19 protein-coding genes, 1 tRNA gene and 3 other annotated features are annotated in these 22773 nt (G+C 36.1%); of the genes, 1 reads left to right on the top strand and 19 read right to left on the bottom strand.

Features of this window, described 5'->3' with window-relative positions; translation table 11 throughout:
* Nucleotides 1-170: 170 nt before the first annotated feature.
* The 12 genes from P0N36_RS04305 to P0N36_RS04250 all read right to left on the bottom strand — a co-directional run bounded on the left by P0N36_RS04305 (nucleotide 171) and on the right by P0N36_RS04250 (nucleotide 11070).
* On the bottom strand, nucleotides 171-776 hold the full coding sequence (locus P0N36_RS04305; RefSeq protein WP_275841603.1) for a hypothetical protein: 606 nt from the start codon (nucleotides 774-776) through the stop codon (nucleotides 171-173).
* Nucleotides 777-1115: 339 nt separating this feature from the next.
* A tRNA-Thr gene (locus P0N36_RS04300) sits at nucleotides 1116-1188 on the bottom strand.
* An 82-nt stretch (nucleotides 1189-1270) separates the two neighbouring features.
* Nucleotides 1271-1894: an RNA polymerase sporulation sigma factor SigH gene (sigH, locus tag P0N36_RS04295; RefSeq protein WP_330683949.1), complete on the bottom strand. Its 624-nt coding sequence runs from the start codon at nucleotides 1892-1894 to the stop codon at nucleotides 1271-1273.
* Nucleotides 1895-1918: 24 nt separating this feature from the next.
* Nucleotides 1919-2437: an NYN domain-containing protein gene (locus P0N36_RS04290; RefSeq protein ID WP_275841602.1), complete on the bottom strand. Its 519-nt coding sequence runs from the start codon at nucleotides 2435-2437 to the stop codon at nucleotides 1919-1921.
* Nucleotides 2438-2514: 77 nt separating this feature from the next.
* Entirely contained in the window at nucleotides 2515-3312 is a 798-nt protein-coding gene (gene rlmB, locus P0N36_RS04285; protein ID WP_275841601.1) for a 23S rRNA (guanosine(2251)-2'-O)-methyltransferase RlmB, read from the bottom strand.
* A 33-nt stretch (nucleotides 3313-3345) separates the two neighbouring features.
* Nucleotides 3346-3834: a Mini-ribonuclease 3 gene (locus P0N36_RS04280; RefSeq protein ID WP_275841600.1), complete on the bottom strand. Its 489-nt coding sequence runs from the start codon at nucleotides 3832-3834 to the stop codon at nucleotides 3346-3348.
* 1 nt (nucleotide 3835) lies between these two features.
* Complete coding sequence (gene cysS / locus P0N36_RS04275) at nucleotides 3836-5233, bottom strand: cysteine--tRNA ligase (protein WP_275841599.1); 1398 nt, start codon at nucleotides 5231-5233, stop codon at nucleotides 3836-3838.
* An 11-nt stretch (nucleotides 5234-5244) separates the two neighbouring features.
* Nucleotides 5245-5958 (bottom strand): serine O-acetyltransferase, encoded by a 714-nt coding sequence (gene cysE, locus P0N36_RS04270; protein ID WP_275841598.1) that lies wholly within the window; start codon nucleotides 5956-5958, stop codon nucleotides 5245-5247.
* A 148-nt stretch (nucleotides 5959-6106) separates the two neighbouring features.
* Nucleotides 6107-6319: a binding site (T-box leader), on the bottom strand.
* Nucleotides 6320-6420: 101 nt separating this feature from the next.
* Entirely contained in the window at nucleotides 6421-8145 is a 1725-nt protein-coding gene (gene ptsP / locus P0N36_RS04265) for a phosphoenolpyruvate--protein phosphotransferase (protein WP_275841597.1), read from the bottom strand.
* Nucleotides 8146-8237: 92 nt separating this feature from the next.
* Nucleotides 8238-9623: a tetratricopeptide repeat protein gene (locus P0N36_RS04260; protein ID WP_275841596.1), complete on the bottom strand. Its 1386-nt coding sequence runs from the start codon at nucleotides 9621-9623 to the stop codon at nucleotides 8238-8240.
* A 13-nt stretch (nucleotides 9624-9636) separates the two neighbouring features.
* Nucleotides 9637-9780, bottom strand: coding sequence for a hypothetical protein (locus tag P0N36_RS04255; protein ID WP_275841595.1), 144 nt, complete (start codon nucleotides 9778-9780; stop codon nucleotides 9637-9639).
* Between the two features lie 3 nt (nucleotides 9781-9783).
* Entirely contained in the window at nucleotides 9784-11070 is a 1287-nt protein-coding gene (locus tag P0N36_RS04250; RefSeq protein WP_275841594.1) for a bifunctional folylpolyglutamate synthase/dihydrofolate synthase, read from the bottom strand.
* A 235-nt stretch (nucleotides 11071-11305) separates the two neighbouring features.
* Between P0N36_RS04250 and P0N36_RS04245 the strand changes: the two genes are divergently transcribed.
* Nucleotides 11306-12592 (top strand): S1C family serine protease, encoded by a 1287-nt coding sequence (locus P0N36_RS04245; protein WP_275841593.1) that lies wholly within the window; start codon nucleotides 11306-11308, stop codon nucleotides 12590-12592.
* Nucleotides 12593-12646: 54 nt separating this feature from the next.
* On the opposite strand, the gene P0N36_RS04240 is transcribed toward P0N36_RS04245, so the two are convergent.
* The 7 genes from P0N36_RS04240 to P0N36_RS04210 all read right to left on the bottom strand — a co-directional run bounded on the left by P0N36_RS04240 (nucleotide 12647) and on the right by P0N36_RS04210 (nucleotide 22763).
* Entirely contained in the window at nucleotides 12647-12871 is a 225-nt protein-coding gene (locus P0N36_RS04240; RefSeq protein WP_275841592.1) for a hypothetical protein, read from the bottom strand.
* 83 nt (nucleotides 12872-12954) lie between these two features.
* Entirely contained in the window at nucleotides 12955-14619 is a 1665-nt protein-coding gene (gene leuA, locus P0N36_RS04235) for a 2-isopropylmalate synthase (RefSeq protein ID WP_275841591.1), read from the bottom strand.
* Nucleotides 14620-14807: 188 nt separating this feature from the next.
* Nucleotides 14808-15038, bottom strand: a binding site (T-box leader).
* 47 nt (nucleotides 15039-15085) lie between these two features.
* Nucleotides 15086-17728 carry a valine--tRNA ligase gene (locus tag P0N36_RS04230; RefSeq protein ID WP_275841590.1) on the bottom strand — a complete coding sequence of 881 codons (2643 nt, stop codon included), beginning with the start codon at nucleotides 17726-17728 and terminating at the stop codon, nucleotides 15086-15088.
* 45 nt (nucleotides 17729-17773) lie between these two features.
* On the bottom strand, nucleotides 17774-17998 hold the full coding sequence (locus tag P0N36_RS04225; RefSeq protein ID WP_275841589.1) for a hypothetical protein: 225 nt from the start codon (nucleotides 17996-17998) through the stop codon (nucleotides 17774-17776).
* 58 nt (nucleotides 17999-18056) lie between these two features.
* Nucleotides 18057-18268: a binding site (T-box leader), on the bottom strand.
* Between the two features lie 47 nt (nucleotides 18269-18315).
* Nucleotides 18316-19482: a hypothetical protein gene (locus tag P0N36_RS04220; RefSeq protein ID WP_275841588.1), complete on the bottom strand. Its 1167-nt coding sequence runs from the start codon at nucleotides 19480-19482 to the stop codon at nucleotides 18316-18318.
* Nucleotides 19483-19492: 10 nt separating this feature from the next.
* Nucleotides 19493-20545 carry a tetratricopeptide repeat protein gene (locus P0N36_RS04215; RefSeq protein ID WP_275841587.1) on the bottom strand — a complete coding sequence of 351 codons (1053 nt, stop codon included), beginning with the start codon at nucleotides 20543-20545 and terminating at the stop codon, nucleotides 19493-19495.
* 130 nt (nucleotides 20546-20675) lie between these two features.
* Nucleotides 20676-22763, bottom strand: coding sequence for an Hsp70 family protein (locus P0N36_RS04210; RefSeq protein ID WP_275841586.1), 2088 nt, complete (start codon nucleotides 22761-22763; stop codon nucleotides 20676-20678).
* Nucleotides 22764-22773 lie beyond the last annotated feature (10 nt).

Genomic DNA, 22773 nt, shown 5'->3' with positions numbered 1-22773 from the left:
CTTTCCAATTCTAACAAGGAAAGACCCTAGTGTCAAATCACGGACAAGAAAAAAGTAACGATCCATGATATTTATCATCGACTGTTACTTTTGGATTCCTGTATTGGTTAAAAGATCAACACAAAATTTTCTAAGCTCAACCATTTAGTTTTAAAACTATTAACCAATTCTTAAAATAATCTATTCTTTTTTTCGATTTCACTTTGTATACCAAAATCAACACTACTATGTATACACTCAAAAAGATTCAGACTCGAAACACCATAAGCTTGTCCCGTTCTATTATTATATATAATGCCTTTGTTACTTATGGTTATAGAATCTAACATCTCCATTGCTAAAAACTCCACAGTGATAGCACCACCAAGTGTCGGACTTTTTGTAATGGTGGTTGATTCCTTAAAAGAGGGCATATACATGGTCTCCTCAAGTGTTGTTACAATATCGTGAATGACAACCGGATCTTTAATCCAATAAGCTTCATGCTGACCTTTACTTACCTTTAGCGAAAAAATACTGGCCGTATGCTCTGAGGCAATTACATCCTTAAAACTCTTCACTTGATAATAGTTATGTATTGTAATGAGACTGGTAATAATCATAAAAATCATTAGTAATTGAGTTCGTGGACTACCAATCCACAAAACCGCCAAATGATTTTTTCTACTATTGTATTTTTCAATATTAAGTATATGTATCATGCTGTTGATTACAATCAGCAATAACAGGACGCCATAGAATATCGCACCATAAAGTATAAATTCTGTATAGATCATAATGCCTCCCACAAGATTGATAATTATTTTACAATCTCTCCACAAATCTATTATCCCATATTCCGTGGGGCAATACTATTGTCTAAAGTCATTTCTTTAATGACTTTAGTCACTTTTATAACTTTCTTTTCCTATGGTGGTAATACTTTTATATAGCCTTGTTATACCTAGTCTTTATTATAACATCATATCTACCAGGTTCCCAGCTGCTTGAGCCGGGTATATTCTCTCCATAAAATCACCTGCTCTAATTATACACGCGATTGGAATGTTTGAAAAGTGGTACGTCTCTTTCTTAGAGTCGAAATAGAAAAAGAACCCCAAATGAGATTCTTTTTAAGCTAGTAACGAGATTCGAACTCGTGACCTCATCCTTACCATGGATGCGCTCTACCTACTGAGCTATACCAGCATGAATATGATTATAATCAGCCTTCTTATTTAGGCCACTTTCTCTATTATAACCATATCTTATCACTTGTCAATAAGAATTCTTATTTTTTTTCTTTCATTATGGTTTCCAGTTTTTTCTTAATGCGCTGAAGGGCATTGTCTATAGATTTTACCGGCTTTTCCAAAATCTCAGCTATTTCTACATAACCAATACCTTCAACATAATATTCCAAAACATCTTTCTCAAAATCACTTAGTCTATCTGCCAACTCATCTTCAATAATATGAATATTCTCTTTATCAATAATCAGTTCTTCCGGGTCGACAATCTGCTTTGAAGGCATAAGATCCATTAGAACCGTTTTATCATTATCTTCTTCAAATACAGGTTTATTTAATGAAATATAGGAATTTAAAGGCATATGTTTTTGCCTTGTAGCTGCTTTTACTGCGGTGATGATTTGCCGTGTAATGCAAAGGTCTGCAAAGGAGAAAAAGGATGATGCCGTATCGTTTCTATAGTCTCTAATAGCTTTGAATAATCCAATCATGCCTTCTTGTATTAAGTCGTCTCTGCCTGCCCCCATTAAAAAATAGGATTTTGATTTTTTTTCCACCAGCTTTTTATATTTGTTCATCAGATAGTCCAATGCGTAATCATGACCTTCTCTAATAAGTACAACGATTTCTTCATCTGTATAAATGGTTAATTCTTCAAATGCTATAACTCGTTCTATTTAAGACAACCCCTATCTTTGACGACGAAATTTTTCCATCCATTCTAAAGTTTCTTTATTTAAATGACCTTCTAGTCGGTTTGTTGTTCCAGTAGGCTTTTCCAAATAATCCGACTTGTATTCTTTTTTGGTCGCTTTAATATCAATTAGAAGTTCTCTTGCTGACATCCTCGCTGCGCCTCTTGCCATAATTATAGTTTGCTCAAGGGCATCGGAAGTCGCAACTCTAATCTGATAATCTCTAGCATACTCTGTAGCTACTTTTTCAATATAATGGTCAGCTGTCTCATGCTCTTTTGTATAAATAACATGAATGTTATGATATGCATCAATACTTCTGACTGTGTTTTTCGCCTTATAAGCATCAAAAACCACTATGATTTCATTCTTTTTATAGCCTTGGTAATCACTTAGAATCTCTAGCAGACGTGTTCTTGCATTGTCAAGATGATCCTCCATCGCCATTATCTTAAGTTCTGGCCATGCATGGATAATATTATACCCATCGACGAGAAGTACTTCTTTAGCCAAGTTAGGACCGCCTCTCTAGGAGTAATTTTAGGATTTTAGTATATCAGATTTCTACAGCATTGTTAAGCCCTATTTTCCTATGTGTTTCTTTGTCTTAGTGCCTCATACATTAAAACCCCTGCTGCAACACTGGCATTTAGAGAGTCAACATTGCCCTTCATAGGTATACTGGCAATGAAGTCACATTTTTCCTTTACTAGTCGGCTAAGACCTTTGCCTTCGCTACCAATAACAAGCGCCATAGGTCCCTTAAAATCCACATCATACATACTTGTGCCTTTCATATCCGATCCGGCTACCCAGATTCCTTTACTCTTAAGGTCTTCAATGGTTCTTACAAGGTTAACCACTTTGCAGACCGGTGTATATTCAATGGCGCCGGCTGAAGTTTTTGCTACTGTTGCTGTTAATGAGACCGCTCTATTTTTTGGTATAATAATACCATGAGCACCTGTAATATTAGCCGTACGAATGATTGCACCCAGATTATGTGGATCTTCAATACCGTCTAAAATAATAAAAAATGGCGCTTCTTCTCTTTTCTTAGCTTTTTCAAATAGGACTTCCAATTCTACATAATCATGAGCAGCCATAAAAGCCAACACACCCTGATGTTTGCCTTGGTTGCTTAATTGATCTAGTTTTTCTCTTGCAACATATTGTACAAGAATATTCATATCTTTGGCTAATCCCAATATTTTTTGGGCACTGCCTTCTTGATGACCTGACTCAATCATCAGAAGCTTATCCACGCTTCTACCTGATTTCATGCCCTCTATGACAGCGTTACGCCCAAATACGATTAATTCGTTGATTTCTTCTGGTTCTTGGTTGTCCTGATTTCTTCTTTTATTATTCTGATTATTCTGTTTCATCTAATCCTTCTTTCTGAACGGCTTTAGGATAGCCTAGTCAATATAGGGCATCTCATTTTCTATGGTTTCCGAAATATTGTTTGATTGGGTTAATTGGGTTGTCTTTAGCCCGGTGGCTATAAGTGCCACAAGACGCTCAAGCTGTTTAGTAACATATAAATAGCCTATAAGTGTTTCAAAACCTGTTGCATGTTTGTATGTAATCAAGTCTGTGTTTTTCGGTTTAGAACCCGACTTAGCGTTTCTACCTCTTTTCATCACACTCATCTCTTCGTCTGTTAATGTATCTTTAATGGTATGATAAATCTTAGCCTGAGTCTTAGCATTAACATAGATACTGGCTTCCTTATGCATTTTACCAACTGCTTTACTTCCTTTGCTAATGATATAGGTTCGAATAATCAAGTCATAAATGGAGTCACCTATATATGCTAAAGCCAGTGGTGAATATGTATGGACTTTCATTTCATCCAAGGACAACTCTTTTTCTAGAAATGTTAGAAAATCATTCACTACATTCACCCTATACCCTTCTGAATTTTACACCTTCTCTTGTATCTTCAATTATAATACCTTTTTTCATTAAGTCATCTCTTATTTTATCTGATAGAGCAAAATCTTTGTTCTTTCTCGCTTCTTGGCGTTTTTGAATCAGCGCTTCAATATCAGAATCCAATATGTCCTCTTCTGTTTCTAAGTCAATACCAATAACATCACACAAGGCCTGTAATGCATCAGAAACTTTCTGAATAAAGGCTTTGGACGAAGATACGGTGACATGCGTATTGGCAAAACGAATCAACTCGAAAATAGCAGAAACGGCATCTGCTGTATTGAAATCATCATCCATGGCTTTTTCGAACTTATCTTTAAAGCTTTCTAAACGTTTTAAGTCCGTATTTTCTGTTTCTGTCATGCTTTCAAGTGCACTGTGTTCATGAAGATATATAAGATTTTTTGCTCCTGTTTGAATACGTTGCAAACTATTGGATGCTGCTTCCATCAACTCACGACTAAAGTTAATTGGACTTCTATAATGGGCACTTAACATGAAAAATCGTATCACTTCATAAGGGAACTCTTCCGTAATCTCCCTGACCGTAAAAAAATTACCTAAGGATTTGGACATTTTTTTGTTATCGACATTAATAAAACCATTATGAAGCCAGTACTTGGCAAAGGGTTTGCCGTTTGCTGCTTCACTTTGGGCAATCTCATTTTCATGATGGGGGAAAATGAGATCCGTACCACCACAATGAATGTCTATCGTGTCTCCAAGATAACGTTTTGCCATAACTGAGCATTCTAGATGCCAACCCGGTCTTCCATCTCCCCATGGTGATGGCCAGGATGGTTCACCTTCTTTTTTGGGCTTCCACAAAACAAAATCCATTGGATTGATTTTAGCTTCATCCACCGCAACCCGAGAACCTGCTTCAAGATCATCTGGATTTTTCTTGGATAGTTTGCCATATTCTTTGAAGTTTCTAGTTGCAAAAAAGACTGTACCACCTACTTCATAAGCAAACTTTTTATCCAGCAATACTTGAATCATATCTACCATATGTGGCACTTCTTCTGTTGCTTTTGGTGTGTGGGTTGCTTTATGAATACCTAGACCTTTTGCATCATGCTCAACCTCTTGAATGTATTTTTCTGCAACCGCTTCTGAAGTTAATCCTTCTTCCTTGGCCTTATTAATAATCTTATCGTCTACATCCGTATAATTCTGAACATAGGTCACATCAAATCCTTTATATTCAAAATAGCGTCTAACAACATCAAAAACAATAAATGGTCTGGCATTGCCAATATGAATATGATTGTACACCGTCGGTCCACAAACATACATCTTAACTTTTCCAGGCTCAACTGGCACAAATGTTTCTTTTTTTCGTGTTAGTGTGTTATATAGCTTCATTACGCATCACCTCATAGTTCTTCTTCCATATGATCTGGACAGTTTCTACATCTTTCTTCTTCTAAGGCATTTAGAGCGTCTAGGGTTAGACCGCCTTTACCCTTTTCCAAGTTTTCTATTCTAATCTGAAGTCGGCATATCTCATGACGAACCGGATCAGGAAAATGTATTTGATCCAACGTTTCTTGAGGATGAGTTATTTTTTTGTCGTTTCTCTTAACAACTCTTCCTGGAATTCCTACAACAGTCGAATTAGCAGGCACCTCACTTAAAACAACCGAACCAGCACCTATTTTTGAATCTTCCCCTACCGTAAATGATCCCAACACTTTTGCACCTGCACTGATCATAACATTATCTCCAATGGTTGGATGACGCTTACCGTGTTCTTTACCCGTACCACCAAGTGTTACCCCTTGATACAGGGTCACATTATTTCCAATAATCGTCGTTTCACCTATAACTACCCCATGGCCGTGATCAATGAACAGTCCCGAGCCAATAACTGCACCCGGATGAATCTCTATACCTGTTTTCCGAGTTGCACGTTGAGAAACCCACCGGGCAAAAAAATAGTATTTTCTCAGAAACAGCCAGTGAGAAAATCGGTATCTCAAAATGGCATGAAAACTAGGATACAAAAAAACCTCAGATGTTTTTTTGATTGCTGGGTCTCTATCTTTAATGACCTCAATCTCTTCTTTTATATACTTAATAATGTTCATCAAATTACCTCCTCAATCTACTTTTTATTTATTAAAAAGTTGGTTTAGGTATCAAACTACATAATGTTTGTGAATATAGTGAAACTTATTTTTGACCCTTTAACCAAAGTTGTCCTATCTTAATAAATAAAAAACGCCTCTTAGTAAAATAAGAGACGGTTCATCCGCGGTTCCACTCTTGTTGAAGCTTTGCTTCCACTTGATATCGATATAACGGTCGATACCCGCATCAAGCTACTACTACTTCACTTGAAAAGCTCACGAATGCACTTCATCAATCAATAAAACAAATGGACTCTCAGCTTCATTCCATTCTCTCTGTGATTCTTGATACGACTACTCTTTCGATCATAGCCTTTATCTTATCCTACCATAATTTTTAACAATATCCTAACTCAAATATACTATATAATACTTTACAAATTTCGTCAAGAACAAAGAGGCTTTACCTCGATTTGCTTTTTATGACCAAACATAATTTTCATAATAACGTTTTTCCAAATACTCTTTAATTTCATTACCGGAACTTAAAGATAGCAAATAATCGATTTCATTTTCCCATATGGCTTTGTTGGTCTTACTCGCTAACCACCTAACTTTAGGAACCATACTTGGGTTTACGCATATCTGATCTACACCAATTGCAATCATAAAGGGGAGCAGTATTTCATTGTTCGCCATATCACCAACAATGCTAATCCATGTGCCTTCTCTATGTGCCCCAATAACCACTTGTCGGATTGTACGGAGCAATCCTGGGTGATACATGTCAAAAAGCTCATACAGATCTTCATTTGACCGATCAACCGCTGTCATGAGTTGGATGAGTTCCGATGAACCTATAACAAGAAAATCCACTTCTCTTGCAAATACTTCAATCATCATCGCTGCTGCAGGTATTTCTACCATCATACCTATTTCTATGTTGTTGTCATATAACTCGTGACGTGCATCCAACTCGACTTTGGCTTCCTCAATAGCCATCTTTGCATCTAGTAGTTCTTCCATCTTTGTAACCATAGGTAATAGTATTTTCATTTTTCCATATGCACTGGCCCTAAGTAAGGCTTTAATCTGTGTTATGAAGAGTATTCGCTCTGTAAGGGTGATGCGTAAGGATCTATAACCTAGCAAAGGGTTTCTTTCTTCATGAAAATATATAAAGGGCATATCATGGTTAGATGAACAGTCCATCATTCGAAATATAATTGTCGTATTTTCAGCTAACATAACGGCTTCACGATAGGCTTCTAGTTGAACCAACTCATCCGGCATGGATGTCTGTCCTAGAAATATATATTCTGTTTTGAATAAGCCTATACTTTCAGCACCTTTTTCTTTAGACATTAATAAAGCGCTATTGTTTTCAGTTTCTGTAGCAATCTCAAAAGGATGACCATCTTCTGTTAGTGTTTTTTGTTTTGTAAAACTTAAAAAGATATCTTCCAGTTCTTTTTCTTTATTCACCTTTTTAAAATAGAAGTCAATCATTTCCTTGTCAGGATTAATGAATACTTCACCTTTTTGTCCATCTACTATAACTTCATCGCCATCTTTTACAAGGGACATAATGCCTTTTGCTCCTAGAACAGCTGGTATTTTGAAATTATTGGATATAAGTGCACCATAAGAAGTTTTACCCCCTTGTTCACATACTATGGCAAGCACTCGATTCTTATCTAAATGAACGATGTCATTGCCATCCAATTCATTGGCAAAAATAATAACCGGTTCCGTTAAATCACTTAGGCTTTTGTTTTCTTCACCAATAAGATCTTTAATAATTTGTTGTGCAATATATTTTATAGATTCCGATTTTTTTTTCAAAAAATCATCAGCAACCTTATCAAACATCGCTGCATATTTTTTTTTGACTTCATTAAGAATATAATCTGCATTGATTTTTTGCTCTTGTATTTCTTTTCGAACTTGACCCAATAGTATGGAGCCATCATAAACACTTAAATGTCTTTTATAAACTTCAGCCTCTTCTTGTCCTAAAATATTTAGGGTTTTATTATAACGCCTTTCTAGTTCAATTCGACACTTATCGACAGCAGTATTGAAACGTTCAAGTTCGAGTTGAGGGTTCTCGACTTTTCTATATACAACCTTCATCTCTACTTCACGCTTAACAAAGGCTTTGCCTATGGTAACTCCTTCTGCAACGCCAATACCTCTAATCATAGTATTGCCTCCAAACTCAATTCTAATGTCACATGCATTTTATTCCCACTTATCCGTTTTTTCATAGAATTCATTTAACCAATTGGTCTAATCTAATTATTGGTCAAAGCATTTAAAAAATACGTTGCGTCACTTCTAAAATTAGCATTTGGATAGGTATCTAACATCTTCTGATAGGTACTAATCGCCAAATCATTCTGATTTAATCTTTGATAGCTCCTTGCTAAATAATACAATGCTTCATCCGAATAATAATCGTCTTTCTCATAGCTATATGCCAGTTTCAGATTCGTTATCGCTTCTTCAAATCTACCGTTCCTATAATCTCTATAACCTTGATTATATGCATTAAGGGCTACTTCAGGAAATATTTTTACTGCATGTTTTTCATATGTAGCCAAGGCACTTTCACTTAATGCACTCGGGTCAACTTCTTCTAGTAAGCGCGCTGCTTCAACGGCGTTATTATCTTCATAAAGACTTAAAGCCATAAGCAATTTCTCACTTTGTAATAATTGGTTTTGGTTTTGTTCTAAGTTTGTCGATAATGTATCTATTTCGGTATCTGCCTGTTGAATACTCTGTTCCATACTTTTAACTTGTTCTTCTAAAATACTTTGATTGGTTTCAAGGGCATTCACCTGATTAAGCGCTTCTATGTTTTTATTTTTTTGGCTATTCACCATGCTTGGTACAATCAAAAAGGCCATAACAGCTAAACCAATCCCAACACCCACTAATACCGCTGCAAATTGAAACATACTGTTGTTCATGGATACTTTTGCACTATGACCAAGTGATGGCAGTCCAAAATAGCCCGGTTCTTTTTCCTTTTCTTCTTCAAATGCCTCAACCGGATGTCCTTCCGATTGAATCCATGTCATGTACTTCTTAGCCGTATAATGATTATGGTCAATCGTCAGAACCTTCTGCAGTTTACGCTTAGCTTTATCCATTTGGTTTTCATGGATAAGGCATAAAGCCAATAAACAATAGGCTTTCGTAAAGTTCGGATTCAGACCAATGACCGCACGTAATTGTATAATGGCTAAATCGATACTGTTTTGATTAACAAATACCAATGCCTGGTTATATTTTTTAATAGCATTATTTAACTTATCCAAATGTACCTGATTGTTTTGTATCTGGTCCATATAGGTTATTGCTTCATTATCTATTGGCTTCATGTTCTTGCTAACGACCCATTGCTTAAAGGCCATAATTGGTTCACCTATTTCAAGATAAACAAGGCCCAATAAGTTTCTAGCGTTGATATTCTTTTTATCAAATTTTATGCTTTTATTTAATAGGTCAATCGCGCCACTTAAATCTCGGATTTCAACTTTTTTCAATCCCAAATTATATAGTTTTTTTGATTCAATACTAATTTTTTCATAAATTTCAATCGCCACATGACAATGTTTACAAAATCCTTGGGTATCAAGTAGCTCACCACAGTTAGGACATATTTTCGCCATTGTTTACCCCCTCTTATTGCCTGTTTTTAAGCTCTAGTATTAATTCACTAAGAATATCGGATATGTCCTTTGAATCATAGGCATTAATTACTTCTTCAGCATCTTCAATCTCCAGACACGGTTGGTATTTTTTTATCTCTTCATCAAAATTAATCATCTTCTAGCCCTCCTCTATTATTTTTATAATATCACCTACAAGATACAAAGAGCCCACACAACACAAAAGTTGATCTCCTTTATTATCTTTTCTTCTTAAAATAAAGTCCTTTAATTCTTCTATAGGATACACGTGATCAAATCCATATTGTTTAAAACGTTCCATGAGCCGCGCTTCATTCTGAGCTTTTATATATTTATTTCTTGGAATATAAACGGATCTAAGCCTTTTTATATTACATAGTGCTTCTATCATCTCATCGTCTTGCTTATCGTTCATACATATAAAAACCAAATCAATAGCTTTATGCCCTTCATTTGTACCAATATGCTTTACAAAAGCTTCGATGCCTTCCTTATTATGGGCGCCTTCTAATAAAATACTCGGTGTAATATAAGTCATGCGCCCTAACCATTTGAAATTGCCAATACCCTCTTTAATATGTTCTTTAGATAGGTTAAAATGTTGTTGTAAAATATGTATCGCGGTGATTGCTATTTTTACGTTCTCAATCTGATAGTCTCCACTCGTGTTCATATGTAAGGTTTCATATTCATAATACTTGTTCCTCAAGGAAAAATCAATGCTTTCTTGATTTCGCTTTATGATTTTAGCGTCAAATGGAAGAACTTCAAAATATGGGGCCTGTTTTTCTTTTGCCACTTTCTTTATTATATCATTGACCTCTTTTGTACTATTATAGAATACAATCGGTGTGTTTAGTCGCATAATGCCGGATTTTTCAAATGCAATCTTCTCTAAGGTTTCACCAAGTATTTGAGTATGATCCATGCTGATATTCGTAATTATAGTCAATATTTTATTCTCAAGTGCATTGGTTGTATCTAAGCGTCCACCGATCCCTGCTTCGAGCAATAAAATGTCCGGTTTTTCCTTTTTGAAGTACATTAAAGCCATGGCCAATATGATTTCAAAAAAAGAAGCCTCTTCATACCCTTCAAGTGCCATTTCTTTCATAAATTTATTAAGGACCCCATAAATCTCTATAAATGCTTCTTTTGACATCATTTGATGATTAATGCAAATGCGTTCTCGTATGTCCACTAAATGTGGGGATGTGAAAGTGCCTACTTTGTAACCTGCCGATTCAAAGATAGAAGCCATCATCATCACAACCGAACCTTTACCATTGGTACCGGCTACATGTACAACAGGTATGTTATTCATATACCCGATTTTTTGTATTAAAGTCTTAATAACAATAAATTCGGGTTGTTTTCTGAATCTTGGTGTTTTCACTATTTCATCTACAATATCTTCAAATGTCATATAAAATGCTCCTATTCATCTAGATCTTTCATTAACTATGTTTGACACCTTAACCATTTTTCTGATTATATCATATTCGTCACCTCTACCTTGATATGATTATTTGATTGTTTACAATTTATTCATTTTTATGACCGTGTTTTGACATCTATTTTACACATTAAATCCATATTGCCCCTATATAATCATAGTATGGCTAGAATGAAAAATGGTAAAATATTTAAGGAGTGATTTTATGGACAACAATACATCCAACCAAACTCATTTTGAACATGAGCAAACAATAGCAAATCATTTACGTTATCATAAGCATACAAGAAAGTGGTATGTAAGGCTTACAGCTTATATACTTATACTCACTTTTGTTAGTGGCTTAACTTTTGGTGCCGGCTACTTATCCGCACTTATCTATGGTGATCGATTGGCAAATGGTATTCTTAACACAACCACTCAAAACGTGGTTGATCAGCCTTCAACCGTGCAAATACAGCCAACAGTTTCTGACAATAAGGCTACATCAGATATTTCTGCTATTGCCAGTGCTGTTAGTCCTGCTATCGTTACCATATCCAGCTATTCCGAACAAACCCCCGGCGGTATTTTTGGAAACTCTAATGGGTTTTATGGTGGCACAGGTTCAGGTATTACCTTCAAAATGGAAGGTGAAGAATTATTCATTGTCACCAATTATCATGTTATAGAAGGTTCAAATGAAATTGAAGTTATTTTTCATGAAGGTACAACAGTTGTAGCTCGAGTATTAGGTTATGACTCAAACAATGACTTAGCCGTGCTTTCAATTGATACAAAACTATTAAAAGGTAAGATGGATCAGATTGTTCTGGCGCCTTTTGGAGATTCAGAAACCATTCAGATTGGTGAGTTGGCTGTGGCCATCGGTAATCCTTTGGGTCCCGAATACGCTTCTACAGTAACCGCAGGTATCATCAGTGCTCTCAACCGAGAAATATATATTAACAGAAACACCTCTTATGTTAATCTTATCCAAACGGATGCAGCCATTAACCCAGGTAACAGTGGTGGTGCCCTACTAAATGGCAGGGGTGAAGTTATTGGTATTAACAGTGCTAAGTACGTAGATACCGGTGTTGAGGGAATTGGTTTTGCCATTCCCATTAATCAAGCAAAAGAGACCATCGATATAGTTCTAGAAAGTCGTTCCGGTGGGGATATCGCTTATCAATTAGCTGATGACCGAGCTTTTCTAGGTGTTCAAGTTATGGATATTACTACCGACATCTACAACAGTACAGGCATGCGTTTTGGAGTTTATATTACCGATGTCATCCCTTTCAGTGGTGCCCAGGAAGCTGGAATCCAGTCTGGTGATATCATCTATAGTCTTAATGGTAAAAAAGTCCAGAATGTACAAGTTCTTTTTGATATTCTTGAAAAAGCTCAAGTTGGTGACACGCTTGAAGTTGGTATTATTCGTAACGATGAAATTCTAACATTAAATGCACCGCTTTACAGTTATAAGGACATAATGGATCAACAATAAGATTTTTCTAAACAGCAAAAAAGGTTGATGGGTATAATCAACCTTTTTTCTTGCTCATTTTTTTTTACTTTTTTTGTTCTTTTTACTTTTCTTCTTAATCTTTTTCTTTTCTACTTTTTTATCTTTACTATTTTTTTCTGCCTCTATCGAATCTATTTTCTCTTGCCTTTTTACTTTCTTAACTTTTGGAATGTTTTCCTCTTTTAACGTCATACGTAGAGGACAGTTTTTACAATACTTATTATTTTTTTTCCACTTGTCACAGCATTTACCCGCCATTTAATCGTCCTTTCTGTTAACTGGCCACTCAATGCACTTATAAACCTCTTCCTCTACAGTATAACATAGCCGGTTTCTTAAGGCTATCGATTCAATCTATTAATACTGCTGATAATCGCTTTAATAGATGCTTTACTGGTATTTCGATCTATGCCGAGACCAAACGCTGAAACACCTTTATGATTCTTTAACTGAATATAAGCGATTGCTTCAGCATTTTCACCTATACCAATTGCATGTTCATCATAGGATATTAGTTCATAATTCATATGACCTTCTTTTTGCAATCCATGAATAAAAGCTGATATTGGACCATTCCCTTGACCTTTTATGGTTTTTTCTTCTCCCTTTTGAATCAACTTAGCTTCAATTATAACCACTTGATCATTTTCTTCTTGATAAGTACTTTTAAATGATTCTAATTGGAAGTGACCTTCCACATTAATAAATTCATCAAAAAGTATTTCTTTAATTTCTAAAGCTGTTAATTCCTTACCTGTCTGATCTGTCATCTTCTGTACCGGAAGACTGATCTCAGGGTGCATACCTTTGGGTAATTTGTAGCCAAAGGCTTCTTCAAGAATATAAGCTACACCACCTTTACCGGACTGACTGTTGATACGGATAATCGGCTCATATTGGCGGCCTATGTCTGCAGGATCAATAGGAAGATAAGGCACGTTCCAGAACCTACTATCTTTTTCGTTGGCTTTTAATCCTTTTCTTATTGCATCTTGGTGAGACCCAGAGAATGCTGTATAAACCAATTCACCTGCGTATGGATGACGTTGATGCACGCGCATTCCTGTACATCGCTCATAGACTTCAACTACTTTGTTAACCTCATCTATTTTAACGCCGGGATCCACACCCTGAGTGAAAAGATTCAAGGCTAAAGTTAGTATGTCAACATTACCTGTTCTTTCTCCATTACCAAACAAGGTGCCTTCCACCCGATCAGCACCTGCCAGTAAACCAAGCTCAGTTGCTGCTATACCTGTTCCTCTATCATTATGGGTGTGTAAACTTATTAATACGCTGTCACGACGATTGATCTGTCTGCTAAACCATTCAACCTGATCGGCATAAACATTAGGTGTACTCATTTCTACCGTTGCCGGTAAATTAAGAATCATTTTATTTTCTGGTGTGGGCTGCCAGACGTCTATAACCGCGTTCGACACTTCTAAAGCATACTCCATTTCTGTTCCGGTAAAACTCTCCGGTGAGTACTCAAAAGTAAACTCTGTTTCCGGATATTTTGCTGCATAAATTTGCAACCATTTTGCACCTTGTATGGCCATTGCTTTGATTTCATCTTTGCTTTTGCCAAAAACTACATCTCTTTGTTGGGTAGATGTAGAGTTATAAACATGTACAATTGCCTTTTTTGCACCTTTTAGGGCTTCAAATGTTTTTGCTATCAAGTGTTCTCGTGCTTGAACCAACACCTGCACTTTAATATCATCTGTTATATAACCTTCTTCAATCAGTGTTCTAAGAAAGTTATATTCCGTATCAGAAGCAGAAGGGAATCCGATTTCAATTTCCTTGTATCCCATTGCTTTTATTAAGTTGAAGAATTCTAATTTCGCTTCAATACCCATAGGTATGGGTAGTGCTTGGTTACCATCTCTAAGGTCGACACTACACCAAACTGGTGCTTGTTCCATTGTTTTTGATGGCCACGTGCGGTCATGCAAATCCATTGTCGGGTATTTTTTATACTTCATATAACTTTTTTTCATAGGTAATCCCTCCTGTTTTGTTTCTGCGTTTAAGCTTTTCTTAGATTTTTTCAGAAAATACACGCTTAATTAAGAAGAAAGGTGGCTACGCCTCGCTTTGCAAAGCAAATTGTTCCGGCAGGAAAGACTTCCATAATCGTTAATGCATAGACTTTCCTGGAGAATAAAAAAACCTCTCGTCTCTTTTGTATAGAGACGAAAGGTGACTTCCGCGTTACCACTCTGATTCATTCTTAAAGAATGCACTCATTAAGATACTAACATATCCTTATCGATATAACGGTCGAACCCGACAATGCCTACTGTTACTTCAACATGTGACTCCAAGGCTAGTTCAATATCCATACACTGTTGTTTCGCACCTACCAACAACTCTCTGATGCTTCCGAATATCTACTGCTCCTCTTCAAGGTCTTTTTAGAATATAATTTTTATAATCATAACGCATTTTTTTAGCTCTGTCAAGTTATTGCTTTAAACTTTTAAGGCGTTCTTTGGTCTGTGCTAACATCTGCTCATACTTTGACTGCTTTTCTCGCTCCTCTGTTATGACTTTTTCAGGTGCCTTAGCTACAAACCCTTTATTACTTAGTTTACCTGCCACTCTTGATAATTCCTTTTCTAGCTTAGTGACTTCATTTTCGAGACGTTCAATCTCTTTCTCAATATCCACAAGTTCACTAAAAGGCATATAGATTGTAGCATTTGGAATAATCACGGATACAGCGTCCTCATCAATATCCATTTTATGATGTTGTATTAAAACTTCACTGGCATAACCTAGGGTTGCAAAAAAGACACGTCCATCCTCAAAAGTCTGTACAACCGCTGGATCTTCAGAGACCACAAAAACTTTGGCTTTCTTTGATGGTGGTACATTCATGTTTGCCCTTAAGTTACGAATACCTCTAACCGCTTCTTTTATCATACTGATATCTGTTTCTTCTTTCTCAAAATGCCATTCTTTCTTAAATACAGGCCAACTGGATATCATAATCGATGGCTCTTTATCTTGAAGGGTTAAAAAGATCTCTTCTGTTATAAAAGGCATAAATGGATGCAATAGCTTCAAGCAGTCAATTAATACTGTCTTTAATGTCCATAATGCGCTGTTTTTGGTGATATCTTCATCATTATACAATCTAGGCTTAACCATTTCTATGTACCAATCACAAAACTCTTCCCATACAAAGTCATAAAGCTTTGAAACCGCTATTCCCAAATCATACTTATCTAATGTCTCCGTTACATCTTTGATCAATGTATTGACTTTAGATAAAATCCATCGGTCCGCCGGTGTTAAGTCTTCTACTGAAGGTGTTTCTACTTTCTTTTCATCTAAATTCATCATAATGAACCTAGACGCATTCCATATCTTATTACCAAAATTTCTATTGGCTTCAACACGTTCTTGATAATAGCGCATATCATTACCCGGTGCGTTTCCGGAAATTAATGTTAATCTTAAAGCATCTGCACCATAGGATTCAATAACTTCAAGAGGGTCAATTCCATTTCCAAGACTTTTACTCATCTTCCGGCCTTCTGAATCTCTAACTAACCCATGCATAACCACCGTATCAAAGGGTAATTTCCCTGTAAATTCAAGACCTGAAAACACCATTCTAATAACCCAAAAGAAAATAATATCATAACCGGTTACAAGCACACTGGTTGGATAAAAATATTCCAGCTCCGGTGTTTTTTCCGGCCAACCTAAGGTAGAAAATGGCCAGAGTGCAGAACTAAACCAAGTATCCAAGCTATCTTCATCTTGTCGAATATGATTGGATTGACAATGACTACAAACCGTTGGATGCTTTTTACTTATGGTCGTTGCACCACAGTCATCACAATAATAAGCAGGTATACGATGTCCCCACCACAGTTGTCTAGATATACACCAATCGTGTATGTTCTCAAGCCAATTCATATAAACTTTTCCATAGCGTTCGGGTACAAACTTTAACTCACCAGATCTATAAGCTTCTATAGCCGGTTTTGATAGCTCATCCATTTTAAGAAACCATTGTGACTTAATGAGTGGTTCAACAACTGTATTACATCGGTCATGAAGCCCAACATTGTGGGTATGATCCTCTACTTTGATTAAATAGCCCTTCTCTTTTAAGTCCTTAACGATAGCTTTTCTGGCCTCATAACGATTCATACCTGAATATTTTCCACCCTGTTCATTGATGGTGCCGTCATCATGCATGACATTAAGCTTCTCTAAATTATGCCGTTCACCCACTTCAAAGTCATTAGGATCATGTGCCGGTGTAATCTTGACACAACCCGTTCCAAAGTCTTTGTCCACATAAGTATCTGCAATAATTGGAATCTCTCGGTTTACGATTGGTAACATGACATTTTTACCAATGAGATGCTCATACCGTTCATCATCCGGATGAACCGCAACCGCTGTATCTCCAAGTAAAGTTTCCGGTCGAGTGGTTGCTATTTCTACAAAACCGTCTTCACCTACAATCGGATATTTTATATGCCAAAAATGACCTTGCATTTCTTCATGCTCAACTTCAGCTTCAGATATGGTGGTTTGACAAACAGGGCACCAATTAATTATTTTAGCGCCTTTGTAAATATAACCTTTTTCATAGTATTTAACAAACACATCGAGTACAGCATCCGAACACCCTTCATCCAAAGTAAATCTTTCTCTTTCCCAGTCACATGAAGTTCCAAGTTTTTTTAACTGTGATACTATGATACCACCATACTCTTCTTTCCATTTCCATGCGTGCTCCATAAAGCCTTCACGCCCTAGTGTATCTTTGTCGATACCTTGCTCCGCCAATGCTTTTACAATCTTCACTTCCGTAGCAATAGCCGCGTGATCCGTTCCTGGCTGCCATAGTGCTTCGTACCCTTGCATTCGTTTCCAACGGATGATAATATCCTGTATCGTATTATCTAGGGCATGACCCATATGTAACTGTCCGGTAATATTCGGTGGTGGTATCACAATTGTAAACGGTTCTTTTTGAGGATTGACTTCTGCATGAAAATACTTTTTATCCATCCAGTCCTGATAGATTCTTTCTTCTACTTTTTTGGGGTCATAGGTTTTTTCTAGTTCTCTTGCCATTTTTATTCCTCCAATAATCTATGCCTATATATTGACATCCGTTTCCTAAATAAATGATGCGATTAGAATTAAGGCACCTAGTAGCAACATTAGGCCACCGACGATTTTTAGTACGAGCATGCCACTTCCAATAAGCATTAGATATGATTTATTGTCTTTTGGTTGGTCTTCATAATTTTTTATTGTTTTGACACCACTTCTATATATTGATCTTGAGCTTACCAATAGAATAAGTCCAACTGATGCTAACATAATTCCAAAAATCTCCATTACCCACTCCTTCTTAGCCGCTACACCTAAGTGCAAAAAAAAAGCCTATCGTCTCTTAACAAAGGACGATCAGACCGTGGTACCACCTTAATTCCTAGCTTAACTAGGCACTTATGGGTCGATAACGTGACCAAACGTTTGTACCTACTTTTTTCAGTACAACTGCTCTAAAGCTACCTTCTGTTGGGATTATCCAAGAGTCTTTCAGCCTAGGACTCTCTTCTCTAAGGGATCTCTATCCAACATACTCCTCTTTTTCATTGCATGTATTGTTTTCGATTGAAATAATCGTATAATAGGTTCTGGTGTTTGTCAAGTCAATTTTTCTTATCTTTATTGTTTTCATGACTGACATGACTTTTATAATTGGTCAGAACAAGGTTCATCATACCACTTTCTCTTTCTGCTTTTTGTAGATTATGGTATAGTTCATCTTTTTTTGCTACGTGCTTTTCTAATAGTATTTTCCTACCCTTCTCAGAGGCAAAATAATCCATGTGGTCCAAAATAAAGTCCACTTCTATAATATTGTTTTTTTCTAATAGGTCTTCAATATCCGTCATCATTGCGGCTATGCTGTTGCTAATATTCTTATACTGTCTTTCAGCATGCATATGGTTTTTATAGTTTTCCCAGCGTAGTTCTAACATTTCACTGCTGTCGATTTTATATTTTTTACATTGATAATCAATGACACTCTGATTATTGATGAATTTGATTTTCGTCTTATTTGTCAGTTCGACGGTTCGTTTCATCATTTTTTGATTCTTACTTAATTCATAGACCAAATAGCGTCTAAATACATAAACCCATACCGTAGCTGCAATAATGACGACCATACTTATCATTGCCTCAAGAAGAATCGGCCTTCTATTAATAAAATAAATGATGGATAGAATGAAAGCTGCTATAGCTGTTAGAATGGCAACAACAATAAATGCATTTTTTACAAATTTGTAGGCACTTTTTAACCGATTGCTTTGATAAATCAGTTCACTTTTTTCAGATTCCAAGTAGGCCAAATCTTGTTTTACCATGCTCTGATTTTTTTCATGCCCTTTCATCATTTCGATTATTTTGTCCATTTGATCTTCATATTGCTCTAGATAATCAACTGTTCGATAGCCTTGTCCTTTTATTTTATCCTTGAACTCACCTTTTTTCACTAATGTCTCCGAATACACTTTGCAAAGTTTTTCAAGTTCTGCTTTTCCTCTATTCGACATTAGTTCAATCCGTTGCATGGCTGTGATTTCATTGATGACTGCTTTATATTTTTCTTTAAGCATTTCAATGTCTTCTATTGTTTTAATATAACGTTGTTGTAGTTTTTTTGCTATTTCCGGATCTTCATATAGTTGTTCAAGATCAATATCAATACCGCCAACAACACTTTCTTCAATATGGTTTTTTTTGTTTATATACAATCTGATTTGGTCAAACAGCTTCAAAAAAGGTGTATACAAAACTTTTAATTTTTCCATGTTTTCTCCTTTAGTCGATTGTGTTGCTACGCACTTCTTTTTTCCACTGATTAATAATCTCATCGATTTGGTTATCAAAACCTTCATAATTGCCTGTTTGCTTAATTATACTTGCTTGGGTATATAGTACTTCTTCATGGTACCGTTCCTTTTTGTTTATCATATTAATAAGTCCTATGGCTTTTATAATCTGTTGACAATCCTTATAATAATGAGCCAGTTCTAGAACATAATTTTTATTGTATTCTGACAACCGTACAACTTCGTCCATTAACATAATATACTCAGACCAATTTTCTAATCTTTTCTCTCGTTGAGCCTTAATATATAACTTAAGCAATGTTTCACTACATTGTTCTTTTATCCTCCAATTTACCCGGTCAAAATTGCCAAGTTCTAAATCTATCCTAACCATATCTTTAAGGATATCAGAAGAATGGGATAACTCGTATGCACGTTCATATGCAGATAGGGCTTCCATGTATTGCTTGAGTTGCTCATAGATTTGACCATAATAGTACCAAATCAATGGATCTTCAAAGGTATTTACAATCTCATCTAATACCTCAAGCCCTTCAGGATATTGACCTAGCATTGTATGGTATTTGACTTTATTTAGATATGTGGTAATATGTCCATTCGATTGAAGGGATTTTTCAAGAGATTTTTTTGCCATTTCAAACTCTTCAAAAATCATATAAACAACTGCCATATTGTTTTCTACTAAGGGATTAAAGTGTATTTTTTGAGCTGATTTATACCATTTTAAAGCATCCTTATAATACCCCATCTTAAAGAACCTATCTGCTTTTTGCTTGTACTGCAGATGCTTTGGTCTCTCTAAGTGGTCTCTCAATCGCATTAAAAAGTCATAATCATCAAACATCTTAGTATATGAACACAGCTTAAGTATACCTACCATGATTTCTTCGATATTATGATTATTCTCATACAGATACTTTATTTCATTGGCAAGTCTTGTCAAACCGAGGTCTTTTTTTAACCAATTGATGAATTTTCTATCTTCTATGATGTCCGTAAATGCTTCTACATGATGATACATCCAATAACAAAACCCCTCAAAACTATAGACGTTTTTTGAAATCATATGAATGACGAAACCATGCTCCACTCCAATGGGGCTTATACTTTTATACATCTTTTATCAAACCTTTAGTTTTTCTCATATCGCATTAAGTTGTTTTAACTAAATCCGCTATGGCGTACGCTATTGCATCCAATATATCCATAAAATCATCCTGCATTGAGTAATAACGACCTCCTGTGCGTGTAAGGGGTTCGTATGCCTCAAGACTTTTATAGTCTTTTTTTGCTACGACATATGTGGTTATTTTTTGGGATATTAGTGCATTCACAACGTCTTCCACTGTCTTACCACGCATTGTCGGTACATGAGGTGGCGCATCGGTAATCAAGATGAATATGTTCTTGTAATTTTTACCCTCTTTTAGTTTATTCAATAAGTCTATCCCTGTTTCTAGTGCATCCATCGAAGACTCGGGTATGTCTCCACCACATGTTCTTGGTATTTTTGTTATTTTTTTTTGAAATTTATGTATGTCTTTTGTCCACTTGTAGACTTTTGGCTTTTCTTTTTCTAATAAATCCCCAAAACCAATAAGGCCTAAATTATAATCTATTTTTTTTGCTTCTAGGATATTAGAAAAAGCGATGGCTTTTTCTTTTACTCCTTCAATATAGGTATCCATACTGCCTGTGGTATCCATAAGAAAAACAATATTAAGACCTTCACCCTCTCCACTTGTATGTTTTTCTACGTCCGGCAATATAGGCATCGTTTTCTTTCGGTCAAACTCGCCTGATATTTCCTTTTCGGTGCTCTTATCTCTTACTGTAACCTCAAATATATTGTCACTATTAATGGTATACCTTACTGAAATACGCGCTTCTTCGCTAATTCCTTCTAACATTAAAGAGCCAGTATATTTTTTTTCTTCTTCATGACCTTCTTCCCACTGAAATATGTCCACTCTAAGGGTACTAGCACCAGAGGTGGCACTAAAACCTTCTTCAGTCACTTCAATAGGAATGGTGCTGCCCATAGGAATAATTGGGATTAATGATTTTTCATTCGTAGCTATGTTGGTGATGGCTTCTGTCCCAAAGTTTTGTCTTGTAATCTGCCCAACTTTTACTTGGCTGTTTGGCAAATGAATCAGATAATTATACATTGCCGCACCCATGGCAACACTTTTCGCTGGATCTGTAGCTCGATATGGCTCTTTAATAAAACCTGCTACCATCCTTTTCACCATCGGTACAAGGGTAGAACCACCCACAAGTATGACTTTGGAAATATCATCCGGCGTTTGCTGCGCCCTTTTCAAAGCTTCACTAATAATATCCTTACTCTTATCGATCATCGGTCGTATAAGTGCTTCAAATTCATCTTTCGTCACCTCTAGTGACAGATTCATAGGCATGCCTTCATGTACCATAAGTGGGTAAATCTTTACGCTGGCTTTATTGGTACTGGATAATTTTTTCTTCAGTAACTCTGCTTCTTGCCTAAGCTTATGAAGTACCCTTGCAGATTCACGCGCTTCAATGTCCTGAATCCGAATATCCGTCATCACTCTAAACTGTTCGACCATATAATCTACAAGAATCTGATCAAAATCATCACCACCTAAATGCATATCTCCTACATCCGCCAACTCTTGAAAGGTTTCATGGCCATTCAAATCTTTAACTACTTTCAGTACACATGCATCAAAGGTCCCTCCACCTAAGTCATAAACTAATAATGTTTGAGCATAACCTTGTTTATAACCATATTCAATAGCCGATGCCAGAGGTTCTGACAATAAGTGTACCTGTTTAAATCCAGCCAGTTCTCCTGCTTTCTTAGTAGCATATATTTGTCTGTCAGTAAAATAAGCCGGATGGGTGATAACTACCTCATCATAAGTTTCACCACTTTGCAACTGGGCCGCTTCTTTTAAGTGCTTTAAAAGTATGGCACTTATGTCTTCCGGTTGATAGTTCCTTTCCCCAATTTTTATGGTGTAAGATTCTCCCATCTGTCGTTTTATTGATAGAATTGTCTCTTCCGGGTATATAATGGCACTATTTTTCGCCTCATTCCCAACAATAATCTCATCATCCAAGATACACACCGCAGAGGCCAGTACCTCTTCTATACCATCGATTTTGACGATATTTAAGGCATCTTTTTTGTCATCATATATAACGGCAACTGAATTTGTCGTACCAAGATCTATTCCTAAAAATCCCATATCACTGCTC

Origin of the sequence: Petrocella sp. FN5, from assembly GCF_029210395.1 — a bacterium.
GTDB lineage: Bacteria > Bacillota > Clostridia > Lachnospirales > Vallitaleaceae > Petrocella.
This window is presented reverse-complemented; position numbering and strand designations above follow the sequence as displayed.